This window comes from Martinezella lusitana, assembly GCF_014207095.1.
GTDB lineage: Bacteria > Pseudomonadota > Alphaproteobacteria > Rhizobiales > Rhizobiaceae > Rhizobium > Rhizobium lusitanum_B.
This window is the reverse complement of the sequence record NZ_JACHBG010000001.1, coordinates 247900-274596: the sequence shown is the minus strand read 5'-3', so window position 1 is coordinate 274596 and position 26697 is coordinate 247900. Positions and strand designations below refer to the sequence as shown.

Below are 26697 nucleotides of genomic sequence, written 5' to 3'. Positions count from 1 at the left end.
TGATCGAGAACGAAACTATCACGCTTTCCGGCTGTGCGGCAGCCGAAGCGGCAATTTCTTGTTTATATCAGAACAGTTTTCTTTCCTGCCGGAAAGCTCTCAGGCGATTTCGCGCAACCGCTCGGCCGTCTGCAGGTCGACGGAGACAAGCTGCGACACGCCCTGTTCGGCCATGGTCACACCGAAGAGGCGATCCATGCGGGCCATGGTGATAGGATTGTGGGTGATGACGACGAACCGCGTCTCGGTCGAAGCGGCCATTTCATCCATCAGGTTGCAATAGCGTTCGACATTGTGGTCGTCCAGCGGCGCGTCCACTTCGTCGAGAACGCAGATCGGTGCGGGATTGGTGAGAAACACCGCAAAGATCAGCGCCATGGCCGTCAACGCCTGCTCGCCGCCGGAAAGCAGCGTCATGGTCTGCGGCTTCTTGCCTGGCGGGCGGGCGAGGATTTCGAGACCGGCCTCAAGTGGGTCGTCCGACTCGATGAGCTGCAGCTCGGCCGTGCCGCCGCCGAATAGGTGCGTGAACAGCCGTTGGAACTGCGCGTTGACGATGTCGAAGGCAACGATCAGGCGTTCGCGGCCCTCGCGATTGAGGCTCTGGATCGCGCCGCGCAGCTTGCGGATGGCATCGATGACGTCGTCGCGCTCCTTGATCAGCGCCTGCAGCCGCTCCGTCAGCTCCTTGCTTTCTTCTTCGGCACGCAGGTTAACGGCGCCAAGGCGCTCGCGCTCCATCTTCAGCCGCTCCAACTCGCGCTCGACCTCGCGCAGGTCCGGTATATTCTGCGATGCCGAAAGGCCGGTCAGGCGCATCGCCTCATGCGGCTCGACGTTCAGCGCCTGCCGGATGCGCAGCTCGCTTTCCTGCCGCCGTTCCCGTGCAGAGACCAGACGTTCCTCGACACGGCCGCGTTTTTCGCGGCTTTCGGCAAGTTCGGAAAGCGCCGTCGCCGCATGACGATCGGCTTCGCGCTGAACGACCTCGGCTTCGGCAAGACGGTCAGCCGCCAAGCGGCGGGCGTCATCGGCCTTCTGCAGCTCGTTCATCAACGAGCGCCGCTTATCGTCGAATTCATCCGGCGCCAGGTCAAGCTCGGAAGCTTCGTCGCGCGCTTCCTCTTCGCGGTCGCGCAGGGTCTGGATGTGCTCTTCGGCGCTGGCCGCGCGCTGGCGCCAGGTGTCGCGCTCCTGGCGGATGGCCAGAACGCGACGCTGCCGCGCCTCGTTTTCCCGGTTCAGGCCCTCGTGGCGGGCGCGAGCTTCAGCGAGAGAGCCACGATCCGTCGCGACCTCCGCCTGCTGATCGCGCAGCTTCAGATCGACGGCGGAAAGATCCGGAGCGTCCTCCAGCTCGATGCGGGCATTTTCGTCCTGCACCGCCACATCTTCCAGCTGTTCCCGCAGCCCGCTGACCGCCTCGGCGATCACATCACGGCGGCGGATAAGATCGCCGGAAGCCCGTTCGGCAGCGGCCAAAGCATCCCGCGCTTCGGAAAGACGACGAGCCGCAAGACGGCTTGCATCGCGGGCGGTTGCCAAACGGCTCTCCTCGCCCCGAATGGCATCCGCGGCCGCCGAAAGCCGCTCCTCGGCTTCAACGAGCACATCGCGCGCGAGTTCGGCCTCGGCTTCCAGCTCGGAGAGGCGATTCTTCTGGGCGAGCCGCAGGGCAGCCGCGCTCGGGGCATCGGCACCGGTCACATGGCCATCCCAGCGGAACACGGCGCCATCCTTGGTCACCAGCCGCTGCCCCGGCTTCAACTCCGACATCAAGCGCAGAGCGTCTTCAGCCGAAACAATGCCAATCTGGCGGAGGCGGCGTGTCAGTGCCGCGGGCGCCCCGACATGGGTGATCAGAGGCGCAACGCCTGCCGGGAGCGCCGGATCGCCGGCGCCGCTTCCATTGTCTGCCCAATAGACCGGGGCCTGCGGGTCGAGCGAAGACTCCAGATCGTCGCCGAGAGCCGCGCCAAGTGCCGTCTCAAAGCCGCGGTCGACACGCAGCTCCTCAGCAACAGGTGAAAAAGCGCCTGATGTATCGACAGCCGCCAGCATCTTGGAAATGGTGCGTGCTTCTGTTTCCAGCGCGTTCAAGCGTGCCCTTGCCTGCTCGACCGGTCCGCGCGATAGTGCCTCGGTTTCGCGAGCCTTGGCAAGGATCGCCTCGATGCGCTGGATCTCGCCCTCGCTATCGGCAACGACATTTTCCGCCGCCTCGACCATATCGCGCTTTTCACCGGGGTCCGGCAGATCAGCCATCTTCTCGTCGATGGCGGCAAGTTCGCGGTTTGCTTCGTCGGCCTGGCGCTCAAGCCGCATCTTGCGGTCGGCGAGATCGCGAATGGCGCGCTCCAGCTGATTTCGGGCGGCAGCGGCCTCGGCGCGTTCCGCGGTCAGAGCGGTAAAGATTCGTTCGCTGTCGGCAAGCTTGGCGGCAGCCTCCTCGAAGGCCAACCGCGTCTCCTCGGCAAGCCTGCCGGAATCGGCGACAATATCGGTAAGGTCGGCTTCTTCTGCGTCCAGCTTGGCAAGAATGGACGCGTTGTCGGCAACCAGGTTCTCTTCGCGACGGATATCTTCGCCCAACTGCGCCAGTCGGCGGGTCAGCTCGTCGCGACGGCGCAGGATGCGGTTGGCATCCTCTTCCAGTTGATTGCGGGCGAACTGAAGGCGCTGCAGCGCGGCTGCGGCCTTCGCCTCTTCGTCGCGCAGCTCCGGTAGCTTGAAGCTGGCGATACCCTGCGCCTTTGCCGCCTCCATCTGAATCTGCGCCTTTTCGGCGACCAGAACGGTTGCCTGGTTGAGCGCGCTATCCGCCTCAGCCTCGGCTTCCTTCGCCTGCACCCAGCGGATATGCAGCAGCATCGCTTCGCGTGCGCGAATGTCGGCCGAGAGCATCTTGAAACGATTGGCCTGCCGTGCCTGACGCTTCAGGCTCTCGATCTGGCTTTCGAGCTGCGAGGTCACATCGTCCAGCCGCTCGAGATTGCTTTCAGCGGCGCGCAGGCGCAACTCGGCCTCATGGCGGCGCGAATGCAGGCCGGAAATGCCTGCCGCCTCTTCCAGGAGCTGGCGGCGTGCCTGCGGCTTTGCCTGGATCAGCTCGCCGATACGCCCCTGCCCGACCATGGACGGCGAGCGCGCACCGGTGGAAGCATCGGCGAAAAGCAGCTGCACATCCTTGGCGCGCGCTTCCTTGCCGTTGATACGATAGACTGAGCCCTGCTCGCGCTCGATACGGCGCGTCACCTGGATTTCGTCGCTGTCGTTGAAGGCTGCCGGCGCGGTTCGGTCACTGTTGTCGAGATAAAGGCCGACTTCTGCGGTGTTGCGCGCCGGACGATTGCCCGATCCTGAGAAGATGACGTCGTCCATGCCCGACGCGCGCATGTTCTTGTAGGAATTCTCTCCCATCACCCAGCGCAAGGCTTCGACAAGATTGGACTTGCCGCAACCGTTCGGACCGACGACGCCGGTCAGTCCACGCTCGATGACGAATTCCGACGGCTCGACAAAGGATTTGAAACCGACGAGCCGAAGCCTGTTGAACTTCATGAGCTGATCTCCACCCTCACCTTGAGGGGGAGGTAATAGAAAGCAGGCGCGCGGCCTTGGCCGCCCGCCTGTGGTTCAAAAAGGCGCGGATCAGAGCAGGCTGTCGATAAGCTTCGACATGGCACCAACAGACATGTCCCCTGCATAGCGCTTGCCATTGATGAGGAAGGTCGGCGTTGCGTTGACGCCGAAATCCTTGGCTGCGCGTTCACGTACAGAGTTGACATCATCCAGAAGCTTCTGGTTCGTCAAGCATTTCGTGAAGCTATCCTCAGTAAAACCAGCGAGTTTCGACATCTGCAGCAGTGCGGCGCGGCCATCGACATCAGGCGAGGCCCAGGCGATCTGCTGCTTGAACAGCATCTCGACCATCGGCATGTACTGCTCCTGCGGGGCGCAACGAGCAAGCATGAAGGCTGCGGCAGCACGCGGATCGAACGGGAATTCGCGGATGATGAAGCGCACCTTGCCGGTGTCGACATATTTCTGCTTGATCGTGTCGAAGGTCGTGACGGCGAAATGCGCGCAGTGCGGGCAGGTCAGCGACATATATTCGACGATCTTGACCGGCGCGTCTTCCTTGCCGAAGGCGATTTCCGGCAGCGGGCCGGGCTTCAGCACTTCATTCATGTCTACGTTGCCATCCGACGGGGGAATGGCGTCGTCGCCGGACGCGGCGGATGCGGTGTCGGCAAAGGCAGAGAACGCCACGGAAAGAGCTGCAACGGCAGAGCCGCCCAGCAGGTGGCGCTTGGTCAAGAGCATGTCGGACATCGGCATAGAGTCACCCGTCGTTAAAAGAGGTCTTCGAATGTTTCATGCGATATAACGGCTGATTGCCGCTAACAAGGCACGGTTGACCAACTTTCTTCAAAGAATTGTGACCTGGCGAAGACGAACAACTTAAATTTCATCCACAATTCTTCGAATTGGTCGCTTAGCCAGCCTCTCAGCGCCGTTTCCAAACCATGGCAGTGCCCAGCCTCTGGATTGCCGCGCGAATTTTCTCGTCCTCGATGCCGTCCATCATGCTCTCGAGCTTTCTTGCGGCTTCGCCCTTCAGCGGCGGCGGCGTGCGGGATCGCTTCGAAGCCACGGAGACCGGCTTCTGCACGATGCGGATCTGATGAACGGCATGAAAGCCGAAAAAGCCGTTGATGCGCTGAATGAGTTCACCCTGCGCATGGGTAAGGAAGAGGGCGCGGGCACCTTCGCAGGCGATCGTCAGCACGCCCGGTTGATATCGGTCGTCCATGCCGGGGCCGCCGCGCTTTGCCCAGGCGATCTTTTCCGGCCGCGTGCAATCGGCGAAATCCTCGCCGGCAATCTCGTCCCAGCAGCCCAGCAATGTCGTATTGATGCCGGCGCGCTTCGCCAACACGGGATCGACGATGCCGTTGGTCAGCTCGGAAATCTGTTTTTCGCCTTTTCGGGGATAACTCATCGCAATCGGGTTCCGGCACATGCTTTGTGCGCTCGGGACCTTGATCGCTCGGCGCAGCTTGGCCAAGTATAGAGCACTTCCCATCGATGCGGCAAATCATGACCACGACTTTAGAATCACCTTCGGCCGCTTCCCTGCTTGCCTGGTACGACCGCCATCACCGCGACCTACCCTGGCGCGTCTCGCCGCCCATGGCGTCGCGTGGCGTCAAGCCGGATCCCTATCGCATCTGGCTATCGGAGGTGATGCTGCAGCAGACGACGGTGCCGGCAGTCAAATCCTATTTCGCTAAATTCCTGGAGCGCTGGCCGACCGTCAACGATCTCGCTGCGGCGCCCAACGACGATGTCATGGCCGCATGGGCTGGGCTCGGCTACTACGCACGCGCCCGGAACCTGAAGAAATGCGCGGAAGCCGTCGCAGCCGAACATGGCGGATGCTTTCCCGATACGGAAGATGGCTTGCGAACGCTGCCCGGCATCGGTGACTATACCGCTGCCGCTGTTGCCGCTATCGCCTTCAATCGCCAGGCAGCCGTGATGGACGGCAATGTAGAGCGTGTCATTTCGCGCCTCTATGCGATCTCGACGCCCCTCCCCGCCGCCAAGCCGCTGATGAGGCAGAAGGTCGCGCTTCTGACACCTGCAGATCGGCCGGGTGACTTCGCCCAGGCGATGATGGATCTCGGTGCGACGATCTGCACGCCGAAGCGCCCCGTCTGTTCGCTCTGTCCCTTCAACGGCGCCTGTCAGGCGCTGGCCGCGCATGATCCCGAACGTTTTCCGGTCAAAGCCGCCAAGAAGGACAAGCCTATACGGCAGGGGGCGGCCTTCGTTGCCGTCAATGACGAGGGTGAGATCTTTCTGCGCCGCCGCGTCGAAAGCGGGCTACTTGGTGGGATGACCGAAGTACCGACGACGGGCTGGACGGCCCGTATCGACGGCGAGACCGGTATGGAGGCTGCCCCCTTCCCCGCGGAGTGGCAGCAGGCGGGAACAGTGACGCACGTCTTCACGCATTTCGAGCTGAGGCTGTCGATCTGGCGCGCCAAGTCGGTCTCGCAGAATGACAACCATGACGGATGGTGGGAGCCGGTTACAAATCTTGAAGAGCAGGCGCTGCCGACAGTCATGAAAAAAGCGATCGCTCAGGCTATTCCCAATGCGTTCGCAAAAGCACGCATCCCAGAAAAATCAGGCAAGAGAGAATCAGGAACTAACTTATGACCACGGAAATACGGCATATCGTTTTCGATATCGGCAAGGTCCTCATCCACTACGATCCGAACCTCCCCTACAGCCGCGTCATTCCGGACGCTGCCGAACGCGAATGGTTCTTCGCCAATGTGTGCACGCACGACTGGAACATCGAGCAGGATCGCGGCCGAACCTGGGAAGAGGCCGAGGCGCTACTGATTGCCGAACATCCGGAGCGCGAAGAGCAGATCCGCGCTTTCCGCAAGCATTGGCACGAGATGGTCCCGCATGCCTATGAGGACAGCGTCTCCATCATGGAGCAGCTGATTGAAGAGGGTCGCGACGTCACCATGCTCACCAATTTCGCCTCCGACACCTTCCGCGAGGCGCAGGTGCGCTATCCCTTCCTCAACAAGCCGCGCGGCGTCACGGTATCCGGCGATATCGGGCTGATCAAGCCGGACGTTGCGATCTACGAAACCCATGCTAGGAGTTTCGACCTCGATCCGGCCGCGACGATCTTCATCGACGATTCGCTTCCGAACGTCGAAGGTGCTCGCGCTGCCGGCTGGCACGCGGTCCATTTCACCGGCGCCGAGAAGCTGCGCAGCGATCTCGCCGCCCACGGCATAAAGGTTTGATCCAATGACTTTCGATCCCGCAGAACGCATCGAGCTGTTTCACGACGCGATCAATCGCATCAATTACGAAGAGATCGAGAATTTCTTCGCCGAGAACGCCACCTATGTCTCCAACGGTGTCGGCAGCCTTGCCGGGCGCGATGCGATCATGGAGGCCTTCCGCGGCTACTTCGACAAGTATCCCGATCAGACCGCGTCGAACTCACTGGTCGAGACGCTGACGCCACTTTCCGGCCGCGCCGTCTGGTCGGTTCGCGCCACCAACAGCAAGACGGGCCAGCCGCTGATCCGCGAGGGCGAAGAGACGATCACCTTCGATGAGGATGGCCGCGTCGTGCGTGTCGACGTCACCGACTATCAGGAATTCTAAGAGCAATTCCAGGAAAAGTGCGGGGCCGCTTTCCGTCAGGAATTGCTGGAAATCAAAGAGACAGAGCTTAGACTCTTAAAACCAAAGACGCCCAGGGCCTTACCGCGTGTTTCGTCGGCAAGGCCCTGGGCGTCTCGTCTTCTTCCCTAACTGGAGGTACACGACGGAAGAAGACGGATATGTCGATCTGGTCGAAGACCTCCCGGAAACCGTGGGGCGGTTTGCGACGGGAAACCTGCGAGCCAACGGCGGAGACTACTCCACCTTCGCCAGATCGCTGCGGATGATGGCTCTGAGTTCGTCGATCGGACGCAGGGAACGCCCATCGTCGAAATGCCAGAACATCCATCCGTTGCATGCATCAAGGCCCTGGACCTTCGCGCCAAGGCGATGAATGGAACCAGCCTCGCCGCCGGAGGCGACGGTGCCGTCGGCACGGACGATAGCGCTGTAGCGGCGCTTCGCATCGGTCAGCACCTGGCCGGGCTTGATGAGGCCGCTCTCGATGAGCACGTTGAAAGCCACGCGAACTTCGGCCTTCTTGCCGGTCATGACGGTCAACTCCGCCTTGCCGAGCGGCTCGACGGCGGCGATGCGGGCGCTTGCCGCATCGATATAATCCTGCTCGCGCTCGATGCCGACGAAGTGGCGGCCGAGACGCTTGGCAACAGCGCCGGTCGTACCCGATCCGAAGAAGGGATCGAGAATGATATCGCCAGGCTTGGACGAGGCCATGATGACGCGGGCAAGCAGCGCTTCCGGCTTCTGTGTCGGATGCACCTTCTTGCCGTCGTCGCCCTTCAGCCGCTCATTGCCGCTGCAGATCGGGAATAGCCAGTCGGAACGCATCTGCACATCGTCGTTGGCGGCCTTCATCGCATCGTAGTTGAAGGTATAGCCCTTGGCCTTGGCGTTCGGACTCGCCCAGATCATCGTCTCATGCGCGTTCTGGAAGCGGCGGCCCTTGAAGTTCGGCATCGGGTTGGTCTTGCGCCAGACGATGTCGTTGAGGATCCAGAAGTTCAGATCCTGCAGGGTCGCACCGACGCGGAAGATGTTGTGATAGGAACCGATGACCCAAATCGTGCCCGTCGGCTTCAGCACGCGGCGGCAGGCGAGCAGCCAGGCGCGGGTGAAGGCATCATAGGCTTCGAAGGAGGCAAACTGGTCCCACTCGTCATCGACAGCGTCGACGAGCGACTGGTCTGGACGATGCAAAGTGCCGCCAAGCTGGAGATTGTAGGGTGGGTCGGCGAAGATGACGTCGACGGATTGATTGGGCAGTGCCTCAAGAGCGGCTACGCAATCGCCCTTGATGATCGTGTCGATCCAGGAGCCCGGAACTGGGGATTTCCTGAGGTCGGCAAGCGGGAAAACTGACGCCATTTGATACTCGCTGTTACACTGACTCGATGCTCTTAACTGAGTGTTATGGTTACCTAACTTGGTTACCAAAGGCTAAAGCGGCGTCATAATTTTCAAATTCCCGGTTGCCGCCGGGAATTCGTCGCGTGGCGATTGAGGCTACCTCACCGTGCCGTCCGTCCTGTCATGCATGGCGCGGCTGTCGGTCGGCGCTTCGTCCCGCTCCATCATGCCGTAGTCGCGCAGGACCTGCGCCACGCGCAGCTGATAATCGGCAAAAACCGTTGCACGGCCGGCCCTCTGGGCGGCGCGGTGTGCCTCGCGATTTCGCCATTCGAGAACGGCGGCCTCATCGCGCCAGAAGGAAAGCGACAGAAACTTGCCTGGTTGGCTCAGGCTTTCGAAGCGCTCGATCGAGATAAAGCCATCGATCGTTTTGAGTTCGGAAAGCAGCCTTGCGGCAATGTCGAGATAGTGCTGACGTTCATCGGCATGCGGGACGACTTCGAAAATAACTGCGATCACGGCGATACCCTCGGAGCATGTGGCAGGGATACATTTTTCAGGAAAATACGATCCTCCTGCAAGATGAAACGCTCGCGGCGAGCAAAATCGAGATTGGCTCTCGCGAGCGGGTCGGCGGCGAGGCTCACTCGATAGGCCTCGTAGGCGGCCAGATTCTCGATGTTGTAGATGCCGTAAGCCGTTGTCAGAGAGCCCTCGTGCGGCGCAAAGTAACCGGTAAGATCGGCACCGTTGCGCGGGATGATCTGGCCCCAAGCCTTGCCGTATTCGGCAAATTCCTGCTGCTTGAACGGATCGATCTGATAGCGGATGAAACAGGTGATCATTGGTTTTCTCCTTTGCTGATGGCCATTTCTCCCACATTGCGCTGCGGAGATGCTTCGGTTAGGGTCGAAGTATGAAGGAAGGTCCTGACATTGCACAAATCGGCTCGCTGATCGGCGATCCGGGGCGGGCGAACATTCTGACGGCGCTGATGGGCGGCCGTGCACTGACCGCGACGGAGCTGGCCGCGGCGGCGGGTGTGACGCTGCAGACCGCAAGCGCGCACCTCTCCAAGCTGGAGGCAGGTGGCCTGCTGGCGCAGCGCAAGCAGGGCCGGCATCGCTATTTCACGCTCGCCGATGACGGCGTCGGCAAGCTGCTGGAAGGAATCATGGGCTTTGCCGCAAGCCGCGGCCATCTGCGCCATCGTCCAGGCCCGAAAGACCCGGCGCTGCGCAAGGCGCGCATCTGCTACGATCACCTCGCCGGCGACTATGGTGTACGGATGCTCGACAGTCTTGTGGCAACCGGCGCTATATCGGCCATGGGCGAAGGTCTGAACCTGACCCCGCATGGCGAGGCGCATCTCGGTTCCATCGGCATTGACGTCTCCGAATTGCGCTTGAACCGTCGTCCGCTCTGCCGGTCCTGTCTCGACTGGAGCGAGAGGCGCGCGCATCTGGCCGGCAGCCTCGGCAAGGCGCTGCTGTCGAATTTCCTCGACAAGGGTTGGGCGCGACGGACCGAAAACAGCCGCTCGATCTTCTTTACGCCGGAAGGCGATCGCCGCTTCCTGGCGCTCTTTCCGCTCGAAACCACCGGCCAATCCTAAGGCGCGTCCCTACAGCAAGGCACTGTCCGCTACTGCGCCGCCTGCTCGTTTAGGCTTGCCCAACCAGCACGCCTGCGAACTTACCCTCAGCGATCCGGTTGCACAGATCTCCCCATTCGCAGCGGCTGCAGGCACGGCGAATCTGACCGCCAGCGAAGTTACGTCGTAACTCCGCCAGAAGAGGAGCATCGGGCATTATCACCGCGCCCGGCTCAAGCTTTTTGCCCAAAAGCGTCGCCACATCAGCAAGGGCGAGGGCATCTCGCTCAAGGACGGATGCGTTGAAACAATGCGGATCCTGCTCATCGAGCAAGGGCGCACAGATATCGTCGGGGCCGGAGACCAATTCGATCTCCTCCCCTGCGGTCAGCCATTCGGCGATGCGGCGATAATTGTCGGTGAAGGCGGGCGTGTAGCCTTCACCGACGAAAGTCAGCATGCAAAGCAGATGGTGGGCGCGAAGCCGAACCGTCAATTCAGCTTTGCCTTGCCGCCATAGGTCTTGACCGCCTTCAGCACAGCAGCCGCCAGAGCCGATTTCAGCACCGCGCCGAGGATGAAGGGGGCAACGCCAAGCAGCCAGCCTTTTTCGGCACCGATCAATGCGGCAAGCCATGCGCCACCGATCGCAAGGCAGAGGATGTTGGCCGAGAGATGAGCGAGAAAACTGCTGACGACCCGGTCACCGCTCCAGCCACGTTCGGCAAGCAAACCGACGAGGGCACCGATGATCGGGAACGAAGCGAGATAACCGGCCGTCGGACCCATGAAAGGCGCAATCCCCCCTGCTCCGCCCGCAAGAACGGGAAAGCCGACTAAAGCTTCGCCCAGCCAGGCCAGAATGGTCACGGCGCCAAGACGCCAGCCATAGAGCGCACCGATCATCGTGACGGCAAAGGTCTGCATGGTGACCGGCACCGGCACTATCGGCACGGAAATCTGCGATGCCAGTGCCAATACCAATGTTCCTGCGAGGACGAAAACCGATTTAACCACCAGTGATCGCTGGCCGAGGCGGAGCGGATCGAAGGCGGCTTCGTCATGATGATGGGACAGGGACATGGTCTCTCCTTCCAAATTATAGATAATTTTTAATTCCCATCTATTGTATGTCTGAGTTTGCAAAACCAGGCAAGTGACGGGTGTGGAAAATTGATTCACTGGCGCGCAAGCACCGAGATCGCTACTGATTTCCGTAAGGGAGGAGGAGCCAGACGCCATTTTCGGGCGCGACGCCATCAATGCGCGATCGCTAGCAATCCCAGGTGGAGAGCCATCACCGCCGCATCCGAAGACGACATGCAAGCGCAATAATGTAGAATTATCTATAATTTCCCGATCTTAGCCAACGATCGCGAAGGCTTCGCGAGTGGAGCCGGAGGCTGTGCGAACAGGCGCACGACCGATCCATTGCACATGCTTTTGCAGGATGGCCGCAGCCTCATCCGCCCGACCCTGACGCAAGGCGGCAAGGATAGCGCGATGATCGTGATCCGTGCGCTTTTCCCAGCCGGATTGCCATGCCGAGAACAGAAAGCGGGCGCTGGCGGCGTGGAGATCGTCGATGGCGGCCAATAGGCGCGCCATATCGGAAGGCGCCAGGATAAGACGATGGAAGCGGCGGTTGGCCTCCTCCCACGCATAGACGTCGGAGGCGGCATCCCCTTCCCGGGTCGCCTCTTCGGCCGCATCCAGGATGGCCGGGGTCAGATGCTGCGCCGCGTGCCTCAAGGCGAGACCTTCCAGTGCGGCGCGCATTTCGGCGACTTCCCGCACCTCTTTCAGATCGAAGGAAGCCACGCGAACACCGCGACGCGGCAGATTGACGGCCAGACCCTGCGCTTCCAGGCGGCGAAACGCCTCGCGCACCGGAACATGGCTTGTGCCGAATTCCTCGGCGATATGATCCTGCCGCAAGCGCGCATCGGGCGCGAGCTCGCCGCGGATGATGCGGTCGGCAAGCACCCGGCTGATACGGCTGGCAATGGTGTCGTCGTGCTCTTTGGCCATGACCGATCCTTAATGACGGCCTTGCCCGATGTCGAGCGGCAAGCTGGCGTCATCAAGCCTTTTGAATCGGTCTCGACCCTTTCGATCCTTGCAGTACAGCCATGTCCGCCAATTGGTTGAGCTTTGTCGACACATCGTGTAAAGCGCGACGGTCGTTTTTCAGGGCATGTTCCAAGATGCGAGAATTTTCGCCGGAACTTACCAAACCCAGCCCATACCAAAGGCAGCAATTTTCATGAGCAATGGTTTCGACCTCATCATCTTCGACTGCGACGGCGTTCTGGTCGATTCGGAAATCATCGCGGCGGAAGTCGAATCGAAACTGCTGACCGATGCAGGCTATCCGATCAGCGTCGAGGAAATGGGCGAGCGCTTCGCCGGCATGACCTGGCAGAACATTCTCTTCGAAGTCGAGCGCGAAGCCAGCATTCCGCTTTCGGCGTCCCTGCTCGACAAATCGGAAAAGCTGCTGGACCTGCGGCTCGCCAATGATGTCCAGGCTATTCAGGGCGTACCGCTTGCGCTGTCGCGCCTGCCGATGCCGCGTTGCATCTGCTCGAATTCCAGCGCTGCTCGCCTTGAGATGATGCTTACCAAGGTCGGCTACATTAAGCTGTTTGCGCCAAACATCTATTCCGCCAAGGACCTCGGCGCCGACCGGGTGAAGCCCAAGCCGGATATTTTCCTGCATGGCGCCAAGCAGATGAATGTCAGCCCCGCCAGCACGATCGTCGTTGAAGATTCGATCCACGGCGTCCAGGCGGCGCGCGCCGCCGGGATGCGCGTCATCGGCTTCACCGGCGCATCGCATACCTACCCCTCGCACGCCGACCGCCTGACGGACGCAGGCGCCGAAACCGTCATCAGCCGCATGGCCGACCTGCCGAGCGTGGTCATGGCACTCGCTGAATGGGAAGGCGTACTCTAAAGCGCGTCGCGATCTTCCAGATTCGCTTCACGGGCTTTAGCTCTTTGATTTTACGCATGTCGTTATGGCAAAACCGCTGCACGCTTTGGCGCGACATGCTTTAAGACAGCCGAGATTACCGATGAAAGAAAAGGCCCGCCGATCGATCGGCGGGCCTTTTCTTTTCAAATCGCAGTGGTCTCGCAGCGCCAGGCCGGCGCCGCGATCGAATGCCTTAGTGGCGCTTTTTACGCACCGGCCTGTCACCCTTTACGGGCTTCTGCGGACCTTGATCGAAACCGATCTGAACGATCGTGAAGCCGCCGGAACCGCCGGCGACCTGGATATCGTTGTTCGTGAACAGGAACTGCGCCGTACTTTCGCCCGGCGGGATCTCCGCGACGAAGTTAATGGTCTTTTTATAAAGCGCCTTATCATTGTCCATGACGGCGACGTTGATCGGCAGTGTCACCTTGCCGGAGCTACCCATTGGACCGGCGACCAGACGCCCCTGTGCGACAACCTGAATGCCGAGGCTGGTGCCGTCGGAGCTGCATTGGCGCGTGGCCTGTGCGAGCGAGGCCTGATAGGCCAGCTTGCTTGCATCGTCCTTGGCGCCCTTGGCGTATACCTTGTAAACGGAGTCCTCATCGCGAATGACGGCCTGAGGGCACTTGCCGACGACATAGCCGCCAGCGCTTGTGGGGGCAGCACTCGCAGCGCCCGCCTGCGGCGCGACGGTAACATCGGTTGCAGGCTGTTTATCACTGCTGCCGCCGATGCCGAGGGTACTGCAACCGGTCAGCAATGCCAGAAGCGAAGCGGAGAAAAGACGACGCGAAACCTTGCCAAACACTATAATTCCACCCTCTCCATATATTTCATAATTATCGGCCTGCAGCCCGCCAAACGGGACTTTTATGACACTTGGCGATGGTCTATACCAGCGGCGCAGTGAAAAATCGATTGGGTAGACACCGTTTTGGCTCACTTTTCGAGATCGACAGATCGGCATAAACCGCCGCCAACGGGCGCCAATCCCACACGTCTTGTGCAAACGCGAAAACCACGGGGCTGATCCGGCGCAAAAAGACAGGCCGGCACCGTTTCGTTCCTCTACTCTCTCAACCGATCACTCAGGCAATTTTGCGACCAAAGGAATCCTAGACCGTGGACTATATTTCAACGCGGGGAGAAGCCCCTGCCCTTGGCTTCTGCGACGCTCTCCTGGCTGGCCTTGCCCGTGACGGCGGGCTCTATGTTCCCCGTGAATGGCCGACCCTGACGAAAAAAGAAATCCGGGCTTTCCGCGGCAAGAGCTATCAGGACATCGCTTTTGCAGTGCTTTCGCCCTTCACCAATGGCGAGATCCCCGCCGACGTATTCCGCGGCATGATCGACGACGCCTACGCCACCTTCCGGCATCCGGCCGTGACGCCGCTTGTCCAGACTGGCCCGAACAGCTTCGTCATGGAGCTCTTCCACGGCACGACGCTCGCCTTCAAGGATGTCGCCATGCAGTTGCTGGCACGCCTGATGGACTATGCGCTTGAGAAGCGCAGCCAGCGGGCGACCATCGTCGGCGCGACATCGGGAGACACCGGCGGCGCCGCAATCGATGCATTTGCCGGGCGCGAACGGACCGATGTCTTCATTCTCTTCCCGCACGGCAAGGTTTCGCCGGTACAGCAGCGGCAGATGACCACCTCGACCGAGGCCAACGTCCATGCGCTTGCAGTGAAGGGCAACTTCGACGATTGCCAGAACCTCGTCAAAGCCATGTTCAACGATGAGGCCTTCCGCAACAAGGTCAGGCTCTCCGGTGTCAACTCGATCAACTGGGCGCGAATTATGGCGCAGGTGGTCTATTATTTCACGACGGCGGTTGCCCTCGGCGGCCCGGATCGGAAAATTTCCTTCACGGTGCCGACGGGCAATTTCGGAGATATCTTTGCCGGCTACGTTGCCAAGCGCATGGGCCTGCCGATCGAGCGGCTGATCATCGCTACCAACGAAAACGATATCCTTGCGCGCATGCTGAAGACCGGCCGCTATGAAATGCGCGAAGTCAAGGCAACGACATCGCCCTCGATGGATATCCAGATTTCCTCCAACTTCGAGCGGTTGCTGTTCGAAGCCAACGGACGCGATGCCTCCAAGGTGCGGGCCGCCATGGAAAGCCTGAAACAGTCCAACGGCTTTTCGATCAGCGAAGAGGCCCTGAAGTTCATCAAGAAAGATTTCCGGGCCGGCCGCGCCAGCGAGAAGCAGGTGGCCGAAACCATCCGCAAGACCCTCGCCGATACCGGCTATCTGCTCGATCCCCATACGGCAATCGGCGTCTTCGTCGCGGAAAAGAACGAGCGTCCGACGAGCCCGATGGTGACGCTTGCCACTGCCCATCCAGCGAAATTCCCCGCAGCAGTAAAATCCGCATCCGGTATTGACCCAGCGCTTCCGACGTGGCTTGCTGGTCTGATGACCAGGGAGGAGCGTTTCGAGGTTCTCGATCCGGAGCTTAAGGCCGTTGAGAGCTTTATCGGCAAGCACACCCGGGCCGGCGAATAACAGACGCGGAAAGACAAGCGATGACAGTGGAGTGCACCCGGCTCGCGTCCGGGCTGACAGTAGCGACCCAATCGATGCCACACCTCGAAAGCGTGGCGCTCGGCGTTTGGATCAAATCGGGCTCGCGTAATGAGACCGAGGCAGAACACGGGATCGCCCATCTGCTCGAGCATATGGCGTTCAAGGGCACGGCGCGGCGCAGCGCCCGCCAGATCGCCGAGGAAATCGAAAATGTCGGCGGCGAAGTCAATGCCGCCACATCCACCGAAACCACCTCCTACTATGCACGAGTTCTCAAGGATCATGTGCCGCTCGCGGTCGACATCCTTGCCGACATCCTGACAGAATCCGCCTTCGACGAAGAAGAGCTGGCGCGCGAAAAACAGGTCATCCTGCAGGAAATCAATGCGGCGAACGACACGCCCGACGACGTGGTCTTCGACAAGTTTTCCGAGGTCGCCTATCGCGGCCAGACGCTGGGGCGGGCCATTCTCGGCACGCCCGAAACCGTCGTTTCCTTCTCGCCGGCACAGATTCGTCATTACCTGGATCGCAACTATACGACCGACCGCATGTTCGTCGTCGCAGCCGGCGCGGTCGATCATGAAAGCTTCGTGCGACAGGTCGAGGAGCGCTTCTCCAGCCTGCCGACCAAACCGTCCGCTCCGCCCGTTATCGAGCCTGCCCGCTATATCGGCGGCAATATTCGCGAAACGCGCGATCTGATGGACGCGCAGATCCTGCTCGGCTTCGAAGGACGCGCCTATCATACGCGCGACTTCTACTGTTCGCAGATCCTCGCCAATATTCTCGGCGGCGGCATGTCCTCGCGCCTCTTCCAGGAAGTGCGCGAATTCCGCGGCCTTTGCTATTCGGTCTATGCCTTCCATTGGGGTTTCTCAGATACCGGCATCTTCGGCATCCATGCCGCGACCGGCGGCGAGAACCTGCCGGAACTTCTGCCCGTCATCGTCAACGAGCTGCGCAAGTCGTCACACGACATTCAGCAGCAGGAAATCGAGCGCGCCCGCGCCCAGATTCGCGCCCAGCTTCTGATGGGTCAGGAAAGCCCTGCCGCCCGCGCCGGACAGGTTGCCCGACAGATGATGCTCTACGGCCGCCCGATCCCCAATCAGGAAATGCTTGAGCGTCTGCAGGGCATTACCATTGATCGCCTCACGGATCTTGCAGGCCGGCTGTTCTTCGATACAGTACCGACGCTTTCGGCGATCGGGCCGCTGGAGCAGCTTGCGCCGATGGAAGACATCGTGACGTCGCTGTCTTCGCCGGCGCCTGCCTCGAAAAGCGCTAGCGGCTAAGGGCACGCCGCAAGCCGATGGGTTCAATTCTCGGGGGAGTGCTTGGCGGCATGCAAAAATCTGTCTTTCGGTTTCTCTCACGTCATCCGGACGCGGTTGAACTCGAAGACGATACTTATTTGCTGCGCCTGCCGCGCTACTCCGACTTCAATCAATGGCATAGGCTCAGGGCCGAAAGCAGGCGTTTTCTGGAGCCCTGGGAGCCGACATGGCGGCATGACGAACTGACGGAGGGCGCCTACAGGGCGCGCATCATCAGGGGCAAGCAGGAGTATAATTCCGGTCAGGCCATCCCGCTGTTCATCTTTCTCAAGGAAAACATGACGCTGGTTGGAGGCATCACGATCGGCTATATTCGCCGCGGTGCTGCGCAGAGCTGCATGATCGGATATTGGATGGGCGAGCGCTATTCCGGTCAGGGCCACATGTTCGCCGCACTTCGGTTGGTTATACCCTATATCTTTTCCGGTCTTGAGTTGCACCGTATTGAAGCAGCCTGTATTCCGGACAACGAGCGTAGCATGCGGCTTTTGGAAAAAGCCGGTTTCCAACGGGAAGGTCATTTGCGCGGTTATCTCAAAATCAACGGTCAGTGGCGCGACCATGTGATGTTCTCAAGGCTGGCAGCCGATGCCAACCCGAATCGAAGCTACGACCAGCGATGATCGCCGGAATGATGCAGACGAGGCCGATGGCCGGGCGGCTATGCGCTGTTATCGCAGCGCTTGCAGTCACCATGTTGCTGCTGGTCGCCGGAGTGGCGCACGCGGCCGAGCCCGTGAAAATCTCGCGCGACGACACCGCGCTCGACCTGACGGCAACCACCGAGATCTACACCAACCAGGGCGAGGCCTTTCAGGTTTCGACGGCCGCCGGCACGGACGGCATCAGGCGGCGCATCGAGGTTCGTTCCTCCTCGCCAAACCATCAGGGCGACTGGGCGGTTTTCGCGCTCGCCAACGTCTCGGAAGAACAGCTTGAGCGCGTCATCGTCGCTCCGCATTTCCGTCTGGTGAATTCGAAGGTCTTCTGGCCCGATCTGGGCTCGCAACGCATCGTGGCGATCACGCCCAGCGAAGGCTTTGCACTCGACCGGCAGCCAAGCGACGAAGCGGACGTTTTCCGCATTACGCTGAACCCCGGCGCGGTCGTTACCTTCGTTGCCGAACTTTCATCTCCCAATTTGCCGCAGCTCTATCTGTGGGAACCCAACGCCTACAAGGATACGGTCAACGCCTTTACGCTCTATCGCGGCATCGTGCTTGGCATTGCCGGTCTGCTGGCAGTGTTCCTGACCATTCTTTTCGTGGTCAAGGGCACATCGATGCTGCCGGCGACGGCGGCACTCGCCTGGGCGGTGCTCGGCTATATCTGCGTGGACTTCGGCTTCCTCGGCAAGCTCATCAGCATCACCTCCAGCGACCAGCGAATATGGCGTGCCTGTGCCGAGGTGGCGCTCGCGTCGAGTTTGGTGATCTTCCTCTTCACCTATCTCAATCTCAATCGCTGGCACGCACATCTCGGCTATGTGACGCTCGCCTGGGTGCTTGGCCTTGCCCTGCTCTTCGGTGTCGCGATCTACGATCCGTCTATTGCGGCCGGCATTGCGCGGCTGTCGCTGGCGCTGACGGCAACGGCCGGCCTGCTGCTGATCATTTATCTCGGCTTCAGCCGTTATGACCGCGCCATCCTGCTCGTACCAGCCTGGGCGCTGATCCTCGTCTGGCTGTTCGGGGCCTGGATGACTGTCATGGGCAAGCTCGACAACGACATCATCCAGCCGGCACTCGGCGGCGGCCTCGTGCTCATCGTCCTGCTGATCGGCTTCACCGTCATGCAGCATGCCTTTGCCGGCGGTGCCTTCCAGCAGGGTCTGTTCTCGGATCTGGAGCGGCAGTCCCTTGCGCTCACCGGTTCCGGCGATACCGTCTGGGACTGGGACGTGGCGCGCGACCGCGTGGTCACGACACCAGACATCTCGATGAAGCTCGGCCTTTCGCCCGGCAGCATGCACGGCGCGGCCCGCAACTGGCTGCCGCGACTGCATCCCGACGATCGCGACCGCTTTCGTGCGACGCTCGACGTGCTGCTGGAACATCGGCGCGGCCGGCTGAACCACGAGTTCCGCATTCGCGCGGAGGATGGACACTTCCATTGGCTATCGATCCGCGCCCGGCCGGTGCTCGGCTCTAATGGCGAAATCATTCGCTGCGTCGGCACCATCGTCGATATCACCGAGCAGAAGAATTCGATCGAGCGGCTGCTGCATGACGCAGTGCATGACAATCTCACCGGATTGCCGAACCGTCAGGTCTTCCTCGACCGCCTGCAGTCCGTCCTGACGCTCGCCTCGGATGGCAATCAGCTGCGTCCGACAGTCATGGTGATCGACATCGACCGCTATAAGCTCGTCAACGACACGCTTGGCTTTGCTGCGGGCGATAATATTCTGATCGCGCTGACCCGGCGTCTCCGCCGCCTGATGAAGCCGCAGGATACGCTGGCGCGCCTTTCCGGCGACCAGTTCGGCCTCATCCTCGTTTCCGAACGCGATCCCGCCAAGGTCGCAGACTTTGCCGATGCGATCAGCAAGGCGATCATGGTGCCGATCAATTTCGCCAACCGCGAGATCATTCTGACGGCATCGGTCGGCCTGACGTCCTGGGTCGACCAGCAGGAAAATGCAGCCGGCATGCTCAGCGACGCCGAACTTGCCATGTATCGCGCCAAGCGCGCCGGCGGCAATCGCGTAGAGCCTTTCCAGCCTGCGTTCCGCAGCTTTGGAACCGATCGGCTGCAGCTCGAAACCGACCTGCGCCGGGCGGTAGAGCGCAAGGAGCTTTCGCTCGTCTATCAGCCCATCGTTCGGCTGGAAGATGCGGAAGTCGCAGGTTTCGAAGCGCTGATGCGCTGGGAGCATCCGAAGCGCGGCAATATCCCGCCGTCGGAGTTCATCCCGATTGCCGAAGCTTCCGACATCATCGGCCCGCTCGGCATGTTTGCGCTCGAGCAGGCAACGAACGACCTGAAGGCATGGCAACGACAGACCGGCGACCTGCCGCTGTTCGTCTCCATCAACCTTTCCAGCGTGCAGCTGCTCAACAACGAGCTTTACGACGATATCCGCGCCCTGCTCGCCAAGACCCACTGCGATCCGCACCGGATCAAGCTGGAGCTGACGGAATCGCAGGTGATGGAAAATCCGGAGCAGGCCCGCCTCGTCCTCGACAAGCTGCGCGATGCCGGCATCGGTCTGGCACTCGACGACTTCGGTACGGGCTATTCCTCGCTAGCCTATCTCACCCGCTTCCCCTTCGACACGATCAAGCTCGACAAGGCGATGGTGCGCGACGAGAGCGACAAGAAGGCCGTTCTGCTCCGCTCGGTCATCTCGATGGCGCGCGAGCTCAACATGCGCGTCGTCGCGGAGGGTATCGAATCGGAAGAGGATGCGCTGGAACTCGCCAAGATCGGCTGCACCTACGGCCAGAGCTTCATCTTCGGGCCGCCAATGGGTTCGGATTCGGTCGTCCGCCTGTTGAAGGAACGCTTTCCGCTGACGAAGCGCGCTTAGTAACGGCAGCGCCGGTCAGGCGCCATCGATCAGCTCCCTTATATAGTCCAGCTTTGCGACCACCTGTTGTGAGAGGACGAAGGGATAGGAATCGGGCTGCCCCATGCTGCGCTGGATGGAATTGATCGCTACGCTTAGAGGGATCCAGGCGCTGACGAGCTGTTCAGCGCTCTCAGCCTTGTAGGAATTGAAATCCACCTCAGCGGCCATGTCGTGATAGCGAAGCGGGTCGATCGCCAGGCCGAAGGAGCGCGCCGTTTCCAGCGTATCGACGATATGCAGATAATGCGCGAAGCACTCGGCAAAATCCTCCCACGGGTGAGAGCTCGCATAGGCGCTGATAAAACACTCCTGCCAGTTTGCCGGCGGGCCGTTGTCGTAGTGGGATTGAAGTGCGGCTCCGTAATCGGCACGCTCGTCGCCGAAGACGGCGCGGAAGGCCTCGAAACCGTCGCGGTCGCGAACAAGCTTGTTCCAGATAAAATGACCGGTCTCGTGGCGGAAATGGCCGAGCAAGGTACGATAGGGCTCGTTCATCAAGCTGCGCGCCTGTTCGCGTGTTGCGTCATCGGCCTCGGCGGCGCGAATGGCGATCAGCCCTTCCTCGTGGCCTGTCATGGCCGGAACGACCGCGCCACCCTGCACCTCATCCTCAAGAAAATCGAACACCAGGCCGCCCTGTGGATCCTCTGTCCGGTCGGGATGCGGCAGCGCCAAGCGCAGTAGCGAATAGAAGAGATGCCTTTGCGCCTGCCCGATACGCCGCCAGCGATCGACGCCCTGTTGCGTATGCGTGTTCGGCACGAGACGATTGTGACGGCAGGCGACGCAATAGGCTTGCGGATCATTCATATCGACAAGCCAGTTGCAGATATCGAGCTCCGCGTTCGCGCAGAAGCGGACTTGGCGCGTGGGCTCCGAGACCAGATGCCAGTTCGGAGCTTCGTCGGCCTCCAGCGCATAGATCGCGAGACGATCCGGCACAAAGCCGAGCTGATGGCCGCAGCGGATGCATTGCCTGTTATCGAAATGGACCGGCTGGCCACAATGATCGCAGGTAAAAAGCCGCATGCTCCCCTCAACAACGATAGGTGGGCCCAAATTGAAGAGCCTGCCACGCTTCCGTAACAGGCCCTTCCTCCCAACATCGCTGCTACAACGCCGATTTAACGGAGCAGCGAGCCCGGATTGGTTGATACAACCCGCCGACTACATCCGGTCGACTACACCCTTGACCTTATCCTTGGCCTTGCCAACGGCGGTCTGCATCTTGCCCTTGGCTTCCTGGGCGGCGCCCTTGGCGCGCATTTCCTTGTCGTTGGTCGCCTTGCCGGCCATCTGTTTGGCCTTGCCGGCGATTTCATTCACCTTGCCGGATACCTTGTCGGTCGTTCTGCTCATATCTGACGCCTCCTTGGCTGGCACGGCGGCATTGCCGTTGCTCTGTCAAGATAACGTCAAGGGCGTCATTTCGTTCCGAAATAACGCAGATCGGCTCAGCTATGGCCAGCATGCGGCGAGAGCATTGCGGCATTGATGCCCATCAGGGCCAGGGCACGCTCATACTTATCGTCGAGGCTGCGGTCGAAGATGAGCTCTTCGTTCGCCGGACAATTCAGCCAGCCATTGTTGCCGATCTCTGCCTCCAGCTGGCCTGCGCCCCAGCCGGCATAGCCCAGCAGCATCGTGGCGCGTTTCGGGCCGCTTCCCTTGGAGATGGCCCGCACGATGTCGAGCGTCGCCGTCAGGCTGATATCGTCGCTGACCGGAATGCTGCTGTCGCTGAGATAGTCGTCGGAATGCAGGACGAAGCCGCGGCCACTTTCGACCGGCCCTCCGGTCTGGATCGGGAAATTCCGCGCATCCGCCGGCAGCACGATGGCATCGTCGTCCTTGATCATATCCAAATGCAGAAGGACATCCGTAAATGTCAGCTTCTGAGGCCGATTGATGACGAAGCCCATGGCCCCGGCATCGGAATGAGCGCAAATGTAAATGACCGTCCGGTGGAAGTTCCTGTCCTCCATGCCTGGCATGGCGATCAGGAACTGACCGTCGAGCAAACCTCTTTCGCGTTTGTTCTTCAGCGTCGATAGGGACATCGTGCCTCCTGACCGCAGTCCATAGCTGCACCGCTAAAAAGCAAGATGGGGCAATGTGATAAATCAATCAACTGAAAATGATCATTTCTTTTTAAGCGACGCTGGCTCCATGCCGCCCGATCCGCTAAATCCTCTGTCCATGACCGGATTAGCCACCCTCACCCGCCTGCCGGCAATATTTGCCGGCGCATTTGCTGCTCTCGCTTGCATCGGATCGGCCGGATATGCGGCAACAAGCGACTGGGTCGACAATGACGGCGGCCGCATGCGCCTCGTGGCGCTGCCTCCCGATGCCGAAGGACATATCCGCGCCGCCCTGCAGATCGAACCGCAGCCTGGCTGGATCACCTATTGGCGCGAACCGGGCCAGAGCGGAATTCCGCCACAGGTTACCGCCAAGCCAGAAAGCGGCGTGACACTGGAGAAAACCAGCTATCCAGTACCGAAGCAGATCGTCGTCGGGAACATACATGAGATCGGTTATGACGCGCCGGTGACACTGCCGCTCGATTTCCGCGTTACTGGAAAGCCGCCAACGAAGCTGGAGCTGACCGCCTTCATCGGTCTCTGCAAGGAAATCTGTATTCCCTTCCAGGCGGATTATTCGCTGCCGCTTTCGGCAGGGGAGAAGCCGACGGCGCATGAGCTCGCTCTGCTGGATGCTGCAAAGGCGCTACTGCCACAGGGCCCCTCCTCCGATTTCGCCGTTCAGAGCCACAGCTTTTCGGCGGATGCAAAAAACCTCTCGCTACGCCTCGCTCTGCCGGAGACGGCCGGCAATGCGCCTGATATCTACGTTACCGGTCCTGCCGGCTACGTGTTCTTCCAGCAGGCGAATGCGAAAAGAGAAGGCGGCGTCTATTCAACCGATATAGCGATCGGCAAGCTGCCGAAGAACTACGATATCAAGGGCAAGAGCTGGGGCATTCTGGTCGTCGATGGTGACCGCGCCATCGAAACCACCCTTGCGTTCGAATAGGCCGGATCTATAGTTTCGCACGACAATCCGTTCCGATCGGGTGCAGCACACGCCCCCGAAACCATGCCCCCAAGGAGAGAGACGATGACCATCGCAATCGGCGACAAACTGCCCGCCGCCACCTTCAAGGAAAAGACCGCGGAAGGCCCGGTCGAAATCAGCACCGGACAGCTCTTTGCCGGCAAGCGCGTTGTGCTCTTCGCCGTTCCCGGCGCCTTCACGCCCACCTGTTCGCTCAACCATCTGCCGGGTTATCTGGAAAATCGCGACGCCATTCTCGCCAAGGGTGTCGATGATATCGCCGTCGTCTCGGTCAATGACTGGCATGTGATGGGCGCCTGGGCGCAATCGTCCGGCGGCATGGGCAAAATCCACTTCCTCGCCGACTGGGACGGCTCCTTCGCCAAGGCGCTCGGCCTCGATATCGACCTCTCCGCCGGCGGTCTCGGCGTCCGCTCCAAGCGCTACTCCATGCTGGTGGAAGATGGTGTGGTGAAGTCGCTGAACGTCGAGGAAAGCCCGGGCCAGGCAACGGTTTCAGGTGCGGCTGCGATGATCGAGCAGCTATAATTCCGACCATTGAGAGAGGCTGGGCGTTCTGCGGCCAGCCTCTCTCAACTGCAATGGGTCCCACGCCCTAAGGGATCGCTATTCCTCATGCCTGCTCGTCACCCTGATGTAATATCCATCCGGGTCTACTATGCGAAAATCGCGCAGGCCCCATGGCTGCAAGGTAAGCTCGGATACCGAATGGCCACCAGTTTTAGCGGCGCCATAGGCAGCTTCCAAATCCTCAACGCTCAGCACGATTTCGACGCCGAGGCCTGGTCGTTCGCCATTCGCAGCTCGAAGTGGATGATCAGGTCCGAGGGCCTCTCGCTTGTTGACGGAGATGATAGCCTCGCCATTCGAGAGCATGGTGTATTGCTTGCTTGTCTCGCCAACCACCTGGAAGCTCAGCGCCTGTTGATAGAATTCAATCGACGCCGTCACATCGGCAACAAACAATTCAAGCCTTAGCTTCATAACATTCTCCCCTACCCGTCGCGTAACTTTATCGCTCGATATTGCGCGAAGATAGGACTGTCGTGAGCACCATGGTGAGAAGGTGCCGGCGATGTCAGCGGTAAATATTCCAGCCTTGTTCACCGCAATTTCACGGCAACGCACCGCCTGCCTCTTTTTTGCCGTATTTCATCGGCTACAACATGTAATGTTATTACATAAAAGAAAGCCCCCGAATGCCTTTCGATCGTGATCCATTCGCGCCCTCGCTGATTGGACGCTCCGCCGTGATGCGTCTTGCCTATGTGGCTGTCGGCATTGCGGTTCTCTGGGCAGCCATTGGCTGGGCAGTGGCGCTGGCATGAGTGATCTGATCCGCCTCGAAAACCTGACCGTCACCTACGAGCGTCATCCGGCCGTGCATCATGTCTCTGGCGGATTCGCCCCAGGCAGCCTGACGGCGATTGCGGGGCCGAACGGCGCGGGCAAATCGACATTATTGAAGGCGATCATTGGCGAATTGCGCCCGGCAGAGGGACGGATCGACCGCGGAGCCTTGATGCGAAACGATTTCGGCTATCTGCCGCAGGCGGCGGATATCAACCGCCGCTTTCCGATTTCGGTCGCCGATACCGTCATGCTTGGTGCCTGGAAGAATGCCGGCGCATTCGGCCATTTTTCGCGTGAGGATGCGGCGCGGGCACGCGAGGCGCTCGGCATCGTTGGGCTTTGCGGCTTCGAGAACAGGCATATCGGTTCGCTCTCGGCGGGGCAGTTCCAGCGCGTGCTCTTCGCCCGGCTGTTGTTGCAGGATGCGCGCGTCATCCTGCTCGATGAACCCTTCACCGCCATCGACCAGCGCACGACGCGCGATCTGCTCGAACTCGTTCTGCGCTGGAACAAGGAAGGACGCACGGTCATCGCCGTTCTGCATGATTTCGAGCAGGTGCGCGCTCATTTTCCCGAGACGTTGCTGATCGCCCGCGAGCTTGTCGGCTGGGGGCGCACGCAGGACATCATGAGTTCCGCCAACCTCGTCAAGGCGCGCGCCATGGCTGAGCGCTGGGACGACGAGTCCGAAGCTTGCCTCCCGGAGGGGGACGAGCACGAACCGGCGGCGGGTGACCACGCAAGGCGGGAGCCGGTTCAATGACGATCTACGACATCTTCCTCGCGCCATTCGCGGATTATGGCTTCATGCGGCGTGCGCTGATCGCTTGCCTGTGCCTCGGTCTCGGTTCCGGCCCGATCGGCGTGTTCCTGATGCTCCGGCGCATGAGCCTGATGGGCGATGCCATGAGCCATGCCGTGCTGCCCGGCGCTGCGATCGGCTATCTCATCGCCGGCTCGCTGTCGCTGACCGCCATGGGGCTTGGCGGGCTGGTGGCGGGTCTCTCGGTGGCGCTCCTTTCCGGCCTCGTCAGCCGCATGACCGTGCTGCAGGAAGATGCGAGCTTTGCCAGCTTCTACCTGACCTCGCTAGCGCTCGGCGTCCTCATCGTCTCCTTGCGCGGCTCCAACATCGACCTGCTGCATGTGCTCTTCGGCACCATTCTGGCGATCGACGCCCCTGCCCTCTATCAGATCGGTGCGATCACCTCAGTCACACTGCTGGCGCTTGCGATCATCTATCGGCCGCTTGTCATGGAATGCTTCGATCCCGGCTTCCTGCGTGCAGTCGGCGGCCGCGGGCCTGTCTATCATTTCCTTTTCCTGCTGCTCGTTGTGCTCAACCTTGTCGCCAGCTTCCAGGCGCTGGGCACGCTGATGGCCGTCGGGCTGATGATGCTGCCGGCTGCCGTCGCGCAGCTCTGGTCGCGCAGCCTGCCTGCGATGATGGCGATCGCGACGGCAACGGCGGCGGTGTCGGGCTATATCGGCCTCATCGCCTCCTACCACCTCGAATTCGCGTCGGGGCCGACCATCATCATCACCGCAAGCCTGATCTACGGCTTCTCCATCCTCTTCGCACCGTCGGGCCTTGCCCGGCGGTTCTTCCCCCGTCCCCATCTCCGGGGCTAATCCGAACAAGGAG

The 26697-nt window shown here is 60.7% G+C and carries 28 protein-coding genes; 14 read left to right on the top strand and 14 right to left on the bottom strand.

The window, feature by feature from the left end:
- Positions 1 to 99 precede the first annotated feature (99 nt).
- The 3 genes from GGD46_RS01335 to GGD46_RS01325 form a co-directional block, all read right to left on the bottom strand.
- A complete protein-coding gene (locus GGD46_RS01335; RefSeq protein ID WP_184701055.1) occupies positions 100 to 3561 on the bottom strand; it encodes a chromosome segregation SMC family protein in 3462 nt (1153 codons plus the stop codon).
- Positions 3562 to 3651: 90 nt separating this feature from the next.
- A complete protein-coding gene (locus GGD46_RS01330) occupies positions 3652 to 4341 on the bottom strand; it encodes a DsbA family protein (RefSeq protein ID WP_184701053.1) in 690 nt (229 codons plus the stop codon).
- A 169-nt stretch (positions 4342 to 4510) separates the two neighbouring features.
- Positions 4511 to 5005 carry a DUF721 domain-containing protein gene (locus tag GGD46_RS01325; RefSeq protein WP_184701051.1) on the bottom strand — a complete coding sequence of 165 codons (495 nt, stop codon included), beginning with the start codon at positions 5003 to 5005 and terminating at the stop codon, positions 4511 to 4513.
- 98 nt (positions 5006 to 5103) lie between these two features.
- Between GGD46_RS01325 and mutY the strand changes: the two genes are divergently transcribed.
- Genes mutY through GGD46_RS01310 form a run of 3 tightly spaced genes read left to right on the top strand, consistent with a single transcriptional unit; the run spans position 5104 to position 7212 of the window.
- Positions 5104 to 6231: an A/G-specific adenine glycosylase gene (mutY, locus tag GGD46_RS01320; RefSeq protein WP_210325422.1), complete on the top strand. Its 1128-nt coding sequence runs from the start codon at positions 5104 to 5106 to the stop codon at positions 6229 to 6231.
- On the top strand, positions 6228 to 6842 hold the full coding sequence (locus GGD46_RS01315; protein WP_184701049.1) for an HAD family hydrolase: 615 nt from the start codon (positions 6228 to 6230) through the stop codon (positions 6840 to 6842). The genes mutY and GGD46_RS01315 overlap by 4 nt, the downstream gene beginning before the upstream one ends.
- 4 nt (positions 6843 to 6846) lie before the next feature.
- Positions 6847 to 7212: a nuclear transport factor 2 family protein gene (locus tag GGD46_RS01310; protein ID WP_184701047.1), complete on the top strand. Its 366-nt coding sequence runs from the start codon at positions 6847 to 6849 to the stop codon at positions 7210 to 7212.
- 255 nt (positions 7213 to 7467) lie between these two features.
- On the opposite strand, the gene GGD46_RS01305 is transcribed toward GGD46_RS01310, so the two are convergent.
- The 3 genes from GGD46_RS01305 to GGD46_RS01295 form a co-directional block, all read right to left on the bottom strand.
- A complete protein-coding gene (locus GGD46_RS01305) occupies positions 7468 to 8598 on the bottom strand; it encodes a site-specific DNA-methyltransferase (RefSeq protein WP_184701045.1) in 1131 nt (376 codons plus the stop codon).
- A gap of 138 nt (positions 8599 to 8736) precedes the next feature.
- Entirely contained in the window at positions 8737 to 9102 is a 366-nt protein-coding gene (locus tag GGD46_RS01300) for an antibiotic biosynthesis monooxygenase (RefSeq protein ID WP_184701043.1), read from the bottom strand.
- Positions 9099 to 9428 carry an NIPSNAP family protein gene (locus GGD46_RS01295; protein WP_184701041.1) on the bottom strand — a complete coding sequence of 110 codons (330 nt, stop codon included), beginning with the start codon at positions 9426 to 9428 and terminating at the stop codon, positions 9099 to 9101. Before GGD46_RS01295 ends, GGD46_RS01300 begins: the two co-directional genes overlap by 4 nt.
- Positions 9429 to 9499: 71 nt before the next feature.
- Here GGD46_RS01295 and GGD46_RS01290 point away from each other — a divergent pair, with 71 nt between their 5' ends.
- On the top strand, positions 9500 to 10198 hold the full coding sequence (locus GGD46_RS01290; RefSeq protein ID WP_184701039.1) for a helix-turn-helix transcriptional regulator: 699 nt from the start codon (positions 9500 to 9502) through the stop codon (positions 10196 to 10198).
- 49 nt (positions 10199 to 10247) lie between these two features.
- Here the strand turns inward: GGD46_RS01290 and GGD46_RS01285 are convergent, their stop codons facing one another.
- The 3 genes from GGD46_RS01285 to GGD46_RS01275 all read right to left on the bottom strand — a co-directional run bounded on the left by GGD46_RS01285 (position 10248) and on the right by GGD46_RS01275 (position 12208).
- On the bottom strand, positions 10248 to 10673 hold the full coding sequence (locus GGD46_RS01285; protein ID WP_184701037.1) for a DUF1284 domain-containing protein: 426 nt from the start codon (positions 10671 to 10673) through the stop codon (positions 10248 to 10250).
- Positions 10670 to 11260 carry a biotin transporter BioY gene (locus GGD46_RS01280; protein ID WP_184701035.1) on the bottom strand — a complete coding sequence of 197 codons (591 nt, stop codon included), beginning with the start codon at positions 11258 to 11260 and terminating at the stop codon, positions 10670 to 10672. The genes GGD46_RS01285 and GGD46_RS01280 overlap by 4 nt, the downstream gene beginning before the upstream one ends.
- 279 nt (positions 11261 to 11539) lie before the next feature.
- A complete protein-coding gene (locus GGD46_RS01275) occupies positions 11540 to 12208 on the bottom strand; it encodes a GntR family transcriptional regulator (RefSeq protein WP_184701033.1) in 669 nt (222 codons plus the stop codon).
- Between the two features lie 235 nt (positions 12209 to 12443).
- Here GGD46_RS01275 and GGD46_RS01270 point away from each other — a divergent pair, with 235 nt between their 5' ends.
- On the top strand, positions 12444 to 13136 hold the full coding sequence (locus tag GGD46_RS01270) for an HAD family hydrolase (protein WP_184701031.1): 693 nt from the start codon (positions 12444 to 12446) through the stop codon (positions 13134 to 13136).
- A gap of 214 nt (positions 13137 to 13350) precedes the next feature.
- Here GGD46_RS01270 and GGD46_RS01265 read toward each other — a convergent pair whose 3' ends face one another.
- Positions 13351 to 13971: a hypothetical protein gene (locus GGD46_RS01265; protein ID WP_184701029.1), complete on the bottom strand. Its 621-nt coding sequence runs from the start codon at positions 13969 to 13971 to the stop codon at positions 13351 to 13353.
- Positions 13972 to 14285: 314 nt separating this feature from the next.
- Here GGD46_RS01265 and thrC point away from each other — a divergent pair, with 314 nt between their 5' ends.
- Genes thrC through GGD46_RS01245 form a run of 4 tightly spaced genes read left to right on the top strand, consistent with a single transcriptional unit; the run spans position 14286 to position 20576 of the window.
- On the top strand, positions 14286 to 15683 hold the full coding sequence (gene thrC / locus GGD46_RS01260; RefSeq protein ID WP_184701027.1) for a threonine synthase: 1398 nt from the start codon (positions 14286 to 14288) through the stop codon (positions 15681 to 15683).
- Between the two features lie 20 nt (positions 15684 to 15703).
- Positions 15704 to 17002: a M16 family metallopeptidase gene (locus tag GGD46_RS01255; protein WP_184701025.1), complete on the top strand. Its 1299-nt coding sequence runs from the start codon at positions 15704 to 15706 to the stop codon at positions 17000 to 17002.
- A gap of 50 nt (positions 17003 to 17052) precedes the next feature.
- Positions 17053 to 17667 carry a GNAT family N-acetyltransferase gene (locus tag GGD46_RS01250; RefSeq protein ID WP_184701023.1) on the top strand — a complete coding sequence of 205 codons (615 nt, stop codon included), beginning with the start codon at positions 17053 to 17055 and terminating at the stop codon, positions 17665 to 17667.
- A complete protein-coding gene (locus GGD46_RS01245; RefSeq protein WP_184701021.1) occupies positions 17664 to 20576 on the top strand; it encodes an EAL domain-containing protein in 2913 nt (970 codons plus the stop codon). Before GGD46_RS01250 ends, GGD46_RS01245 begins: the two co-directional genes overlap by 4 nt.
- Before the next feature lie 15 nt (positions 20577 to 20591).
- On the opposite strand, the gene GGD46_RS01240 is transcribed toward GGD46_RS01245, so the two are convergent.
- From GGD46_RS01240 to GGD46_RS01230, 3 genes are all read right to left on the bottom strand, one after another.
- Entirely contained in the window at positions 20592 to 21647 is a 1056-nt protein-coding gene (locus GGD46_RS01240) for a putative zinc-binding metallopeptidase (protein WP_184701019.1), read from the bottom strand.
- 138 nt (positions 21648 to 21785) lie between these two features.
- Positions 21786 to 21977, bottom strand: coding sequence for a CsbD family protein (locus GGD46_RS01235; RefSeq protein ID WP_184701017.1), 192 nt, complete (start codon positions 21975 to 21977; stop codon positions 21786 to 21788).
- 95 nt (positions 21978 to 22072) lie between these two features.
- A complete protein-coding gene (locus tag GGD46_RS01230) occupies positions 22073 to 22678 on the bottom strand; it encodes a YqgE/AlgH family protein (RefSeq protein ID WP_184701015.1) in 606 nt (201 codons plus the stop codon).
- A 139-nt stretch (positions 22679 to 22817) separates the two neighbouring features.
- Between GGD46_RS01230 and GGD46_RS01225 the strand changes: the two genes are divergently transcribed.
- Both GGD46_RS01225 and GGD46_RS01220 read left to right on the top strand, forming a co-directional pair.
- Positions 22818 to 23657, top strand: a complete 840-nt coding sequence (locus GGD46_RS01225) for a protein-disulfide reductase DsbD domain-containing protein (protein ID WP_184701013.1) — start codon at positions 22818 to 22820, stop codon at positions 23655 to 23657.
- Between the two features lie 84 nt (positions 23658 to 23741).
- Positions 23742 to 24227: a peroxiredoxin gene (locus GGD46_RS01220; protein ID WP_184701011.1), complete on the top strand. Its 486-nt coding sequence runs from the start codon at positions 23742 to 23744 to the stop codon at positions 24225 to 24227.
- Between the two features lie 78 nt (positions 24228 to 24305).
- On the opposite strand, the gene GGD46_RS01215 is transcribed toward GGD46_RS01220, so the two are convergent.
- Entirely contained in the window at positions 24306 to 24683 is a 378-nt protein-coding gene (locus tag GGD46_RS01215; RefSeq protein WP_184701009.1) for a glyoxalase/bleomycin resistance/extradiol dioxygenase family protein, read from the bottom strand.
- Between the two features lie 215 nt (positions 24684 to 24898).
- Here GGD46_RS01215 and GGD46_RS34235 point away from each other — a divergent pair, with 215 nt between their 5' ends.
- The 3 genes from GGD46_RS34235 to GGD46_RS01205 are packed head-to-tail and all read left to right on the top strand — an operon-like array spanning position 24899 to position 26684.
- On the top strand, positions 24899 to 25027 hold the full coding sequence (locus GGD46_RS34235; protein ID WP_281414617.1) for a hypothetical protein: 129 nt from the start codon (positions 24899 to 24901) through the stop codon (positions 25025 to 25027).
- Positions 25024 to 25815 (top strand): metal ABC transporter ATP-binding protein, encoded by a 792-nt coding sequence (locus tag GGD46_RS01210; protein WP_184701007.1) that lies wholly within the window; start codon positions 25024 to 25026, stop codon positions 25813 to 25815. Before GGD46_RS34235 ends, GGD46_RS01210 begins: the two co-directional genes overlap by 4 nt.
- Entirely contained in the window at positions 25812 to 26684 is an 873-nt protein-coding gene (locus tag GGD46_RS01205) for a metal ABC transporter permease (RefSeq protein ID WP_184701005.1), read from the top strand. Before GGD46_RS01210 ends, GGD46_RS01205 begins: the two co-directional genes overlap by 4 nt.
- Positions 26685 to 26697 lie beyond the last annotated feature (13 nt).

What these genes read in the sequence shown, in the direction of transcription:
- GGD46_RS01325 (WP_184701051.1), bottom strand. Translation starts at nt 5,005, where the DNA reads ATGAGTTATCCCCGAAAAGGCGAAAAACAGATTTCCGAGCTGACCAAC.
- GGD46_RS01225 (WP_184701013.1), top strand. Translation starts at nt 22,818, where the DNA reads ATGACCGGATTAGCCACCCTCACCCGCCTGCCGGCAATATTTGCCGGC.
- GGD46_RS01305 (WP_184701045.1), bottom strand. Translation starts at nt 8,598, where the DNA reads ATGGCGTCAGTTTTCCCGCTTGCCGACCTCAGGAAATCCCCAGTTCCG.
- GGD46_RS01215 (WP_184701009.1), bottom strand. Translation starts at nt 24,683, where the DNA reads ATGAAGCTAAGGCTTGAATTGTTTGTTGCCGATGTGACGGCGTCGATT.
- GGD46_RS01270 (WP_184701031.1), top strand. Translation starts at nt 12,444, where the DNA reads ATGAGCAATGGTTTCGACCTCATCATCTTCGACTGCGACGGCGTTCTG.
- GGD46_RS01335 (WP_184701055.1), bottom strand. Translation starts at nt 3,561, where the DNA reads ATGAAGTTCAACAGGCTTCGGCTCGTCGGTTTCAAATCCTTTGTCGAG.
- GGD46_RS01240 (WP_184701019.1), bottom strand. Translation starts at nt 21,647, where the DNA reads ATGCGGCTTTTTACCTGCGATCATTGTGGCCAGCCGGTCCATTTCGAT.
- GGD46_RS01295 (WP_184701041.1), bottom strand. Translation starts at nt 9,428, where the DNA reads ATGATCACCTGTTTCATCCGCTATCAGATCGATCCGTTCAAGCAGCAG.
- GGD46_RS01210 (WP_184701007.1), top strand. Translation starts at nt 25,024, where the DNA reads ATGAGTGATCTGATCCGCCTCGAAAACCTGACCGTCACCTACGAGCGT.
- GGD46_RS01220 (WP_184701011.1), top strand. Translation starts at nt 23,742, where the DNA reads ATGACCATCGCAATCGGCGACAAACTGCCCGCCGCCACCTTCAAGGAA.
- mutY (WP_210325422.1), top strand. Translation starts at nt 5,104, where the DNA reads ATGACCACGACTTTAGAATCACCTTCGGCCGCTTCCCTGCTTGCCTGG.
- GGD46_RS01205 (WP_184701005.1), top strand. Translation starts at nt 25,812, where the DNA reads ATGACGATCTACGACATCTTCCTCGCGCCATTCGCGGATTATGGCTTC.
- GGD46_RS01290 (WP_184701039.1), top strand. Translation starts at nt 9,500, where the DNA reads ATGAAGGAAGGTCCTGACATTGCACAAATCGGCTCGCTGATCGGCGAT.
- GGD46_RS01255 (WP_184701025.1), top strand. Translation starts at nt 15,704, where the DNA reads ATGACAGTGGAGTGCACCCGGCTCGCGTCCGGGCTGACAGTAGCGACC.
- GGD46_RS01235 (WP_184701017.1), bottom strand. Translation starts at nt 21,977, where the DNA reads ATGAGCAGAACGACCGACAAGGTATCCGGCAAGGTGAATGAAATCGCC.
- GGD46_RS01310 (WP_184701047.1), top strand. Translation starts at nt 6,847, where the DNA reads ATGACTTTCGATCCCGCAGAACGCATCGAGCTGTTTCACGACGCGATC.
- GGD46_RS01280 (WP_184701035.1), bottom strand. Translation starts at nt 11,260, where the DNA reads ATGTCCCTGTCCCATCATCATGACGAAGCCGCCTTCGATCCGCTCCGC.
- GGD46_RS01250 (WP_184701023.1), top strand. Translation starts at nt 17,053, where the DNA reads ATGCAAAAATCTGTCTTTCGGTTTCTCTCACGTCATCCGGACGCGGTT.
- GGD46_RS01330 (WP_184701053.1), bottom strand. Translation starts at nt 4,341, where the DNA reads ATGCCGATGTCCGACATGCTCTTGACCAAGCGCCACCTGCTGGGCGGC.
- GGD46_RS34235 (WP_281414617.1), top strand. Translation starts at nt 24,899, where the DNA reads ATGCCTTTCGATCGTGATCCATTCGCGCCCTCGCTGATTGGACGCTCC.
- GGD46_RS01315 (WP_184701049.1), top strand. Translation starts at nt 6,228, where the DNA reads ATGACCACGGAAATACGGCATATCGTTTTCGATATCGGCAAGGTCCTC.
- GGD46_RS01230 (WP_184701015.1), bottom strand. Translation starts at nt 22,678, where the DNA reads ATGTCCCTATCGACGCTGAAGAACAAACGCGAAAGAGGTTTGCTCGAC.
- GGD46_RS01245 (WP_184701021.1), top strand. Translation starts at nt 17,664, where the DNA reads ATGATCGCCGGAATGATGCAGACGAGGCCGATGGCCGGGCGGCTATGC.
- GGD46_RS01275 (WP_184701033.1), bottom strand. Translation starts at nt 12,208, where the DNA reads ATGGCCAAAGAGCACGACGACACCATTGCCAGCCGTATCAGCCGGGTG.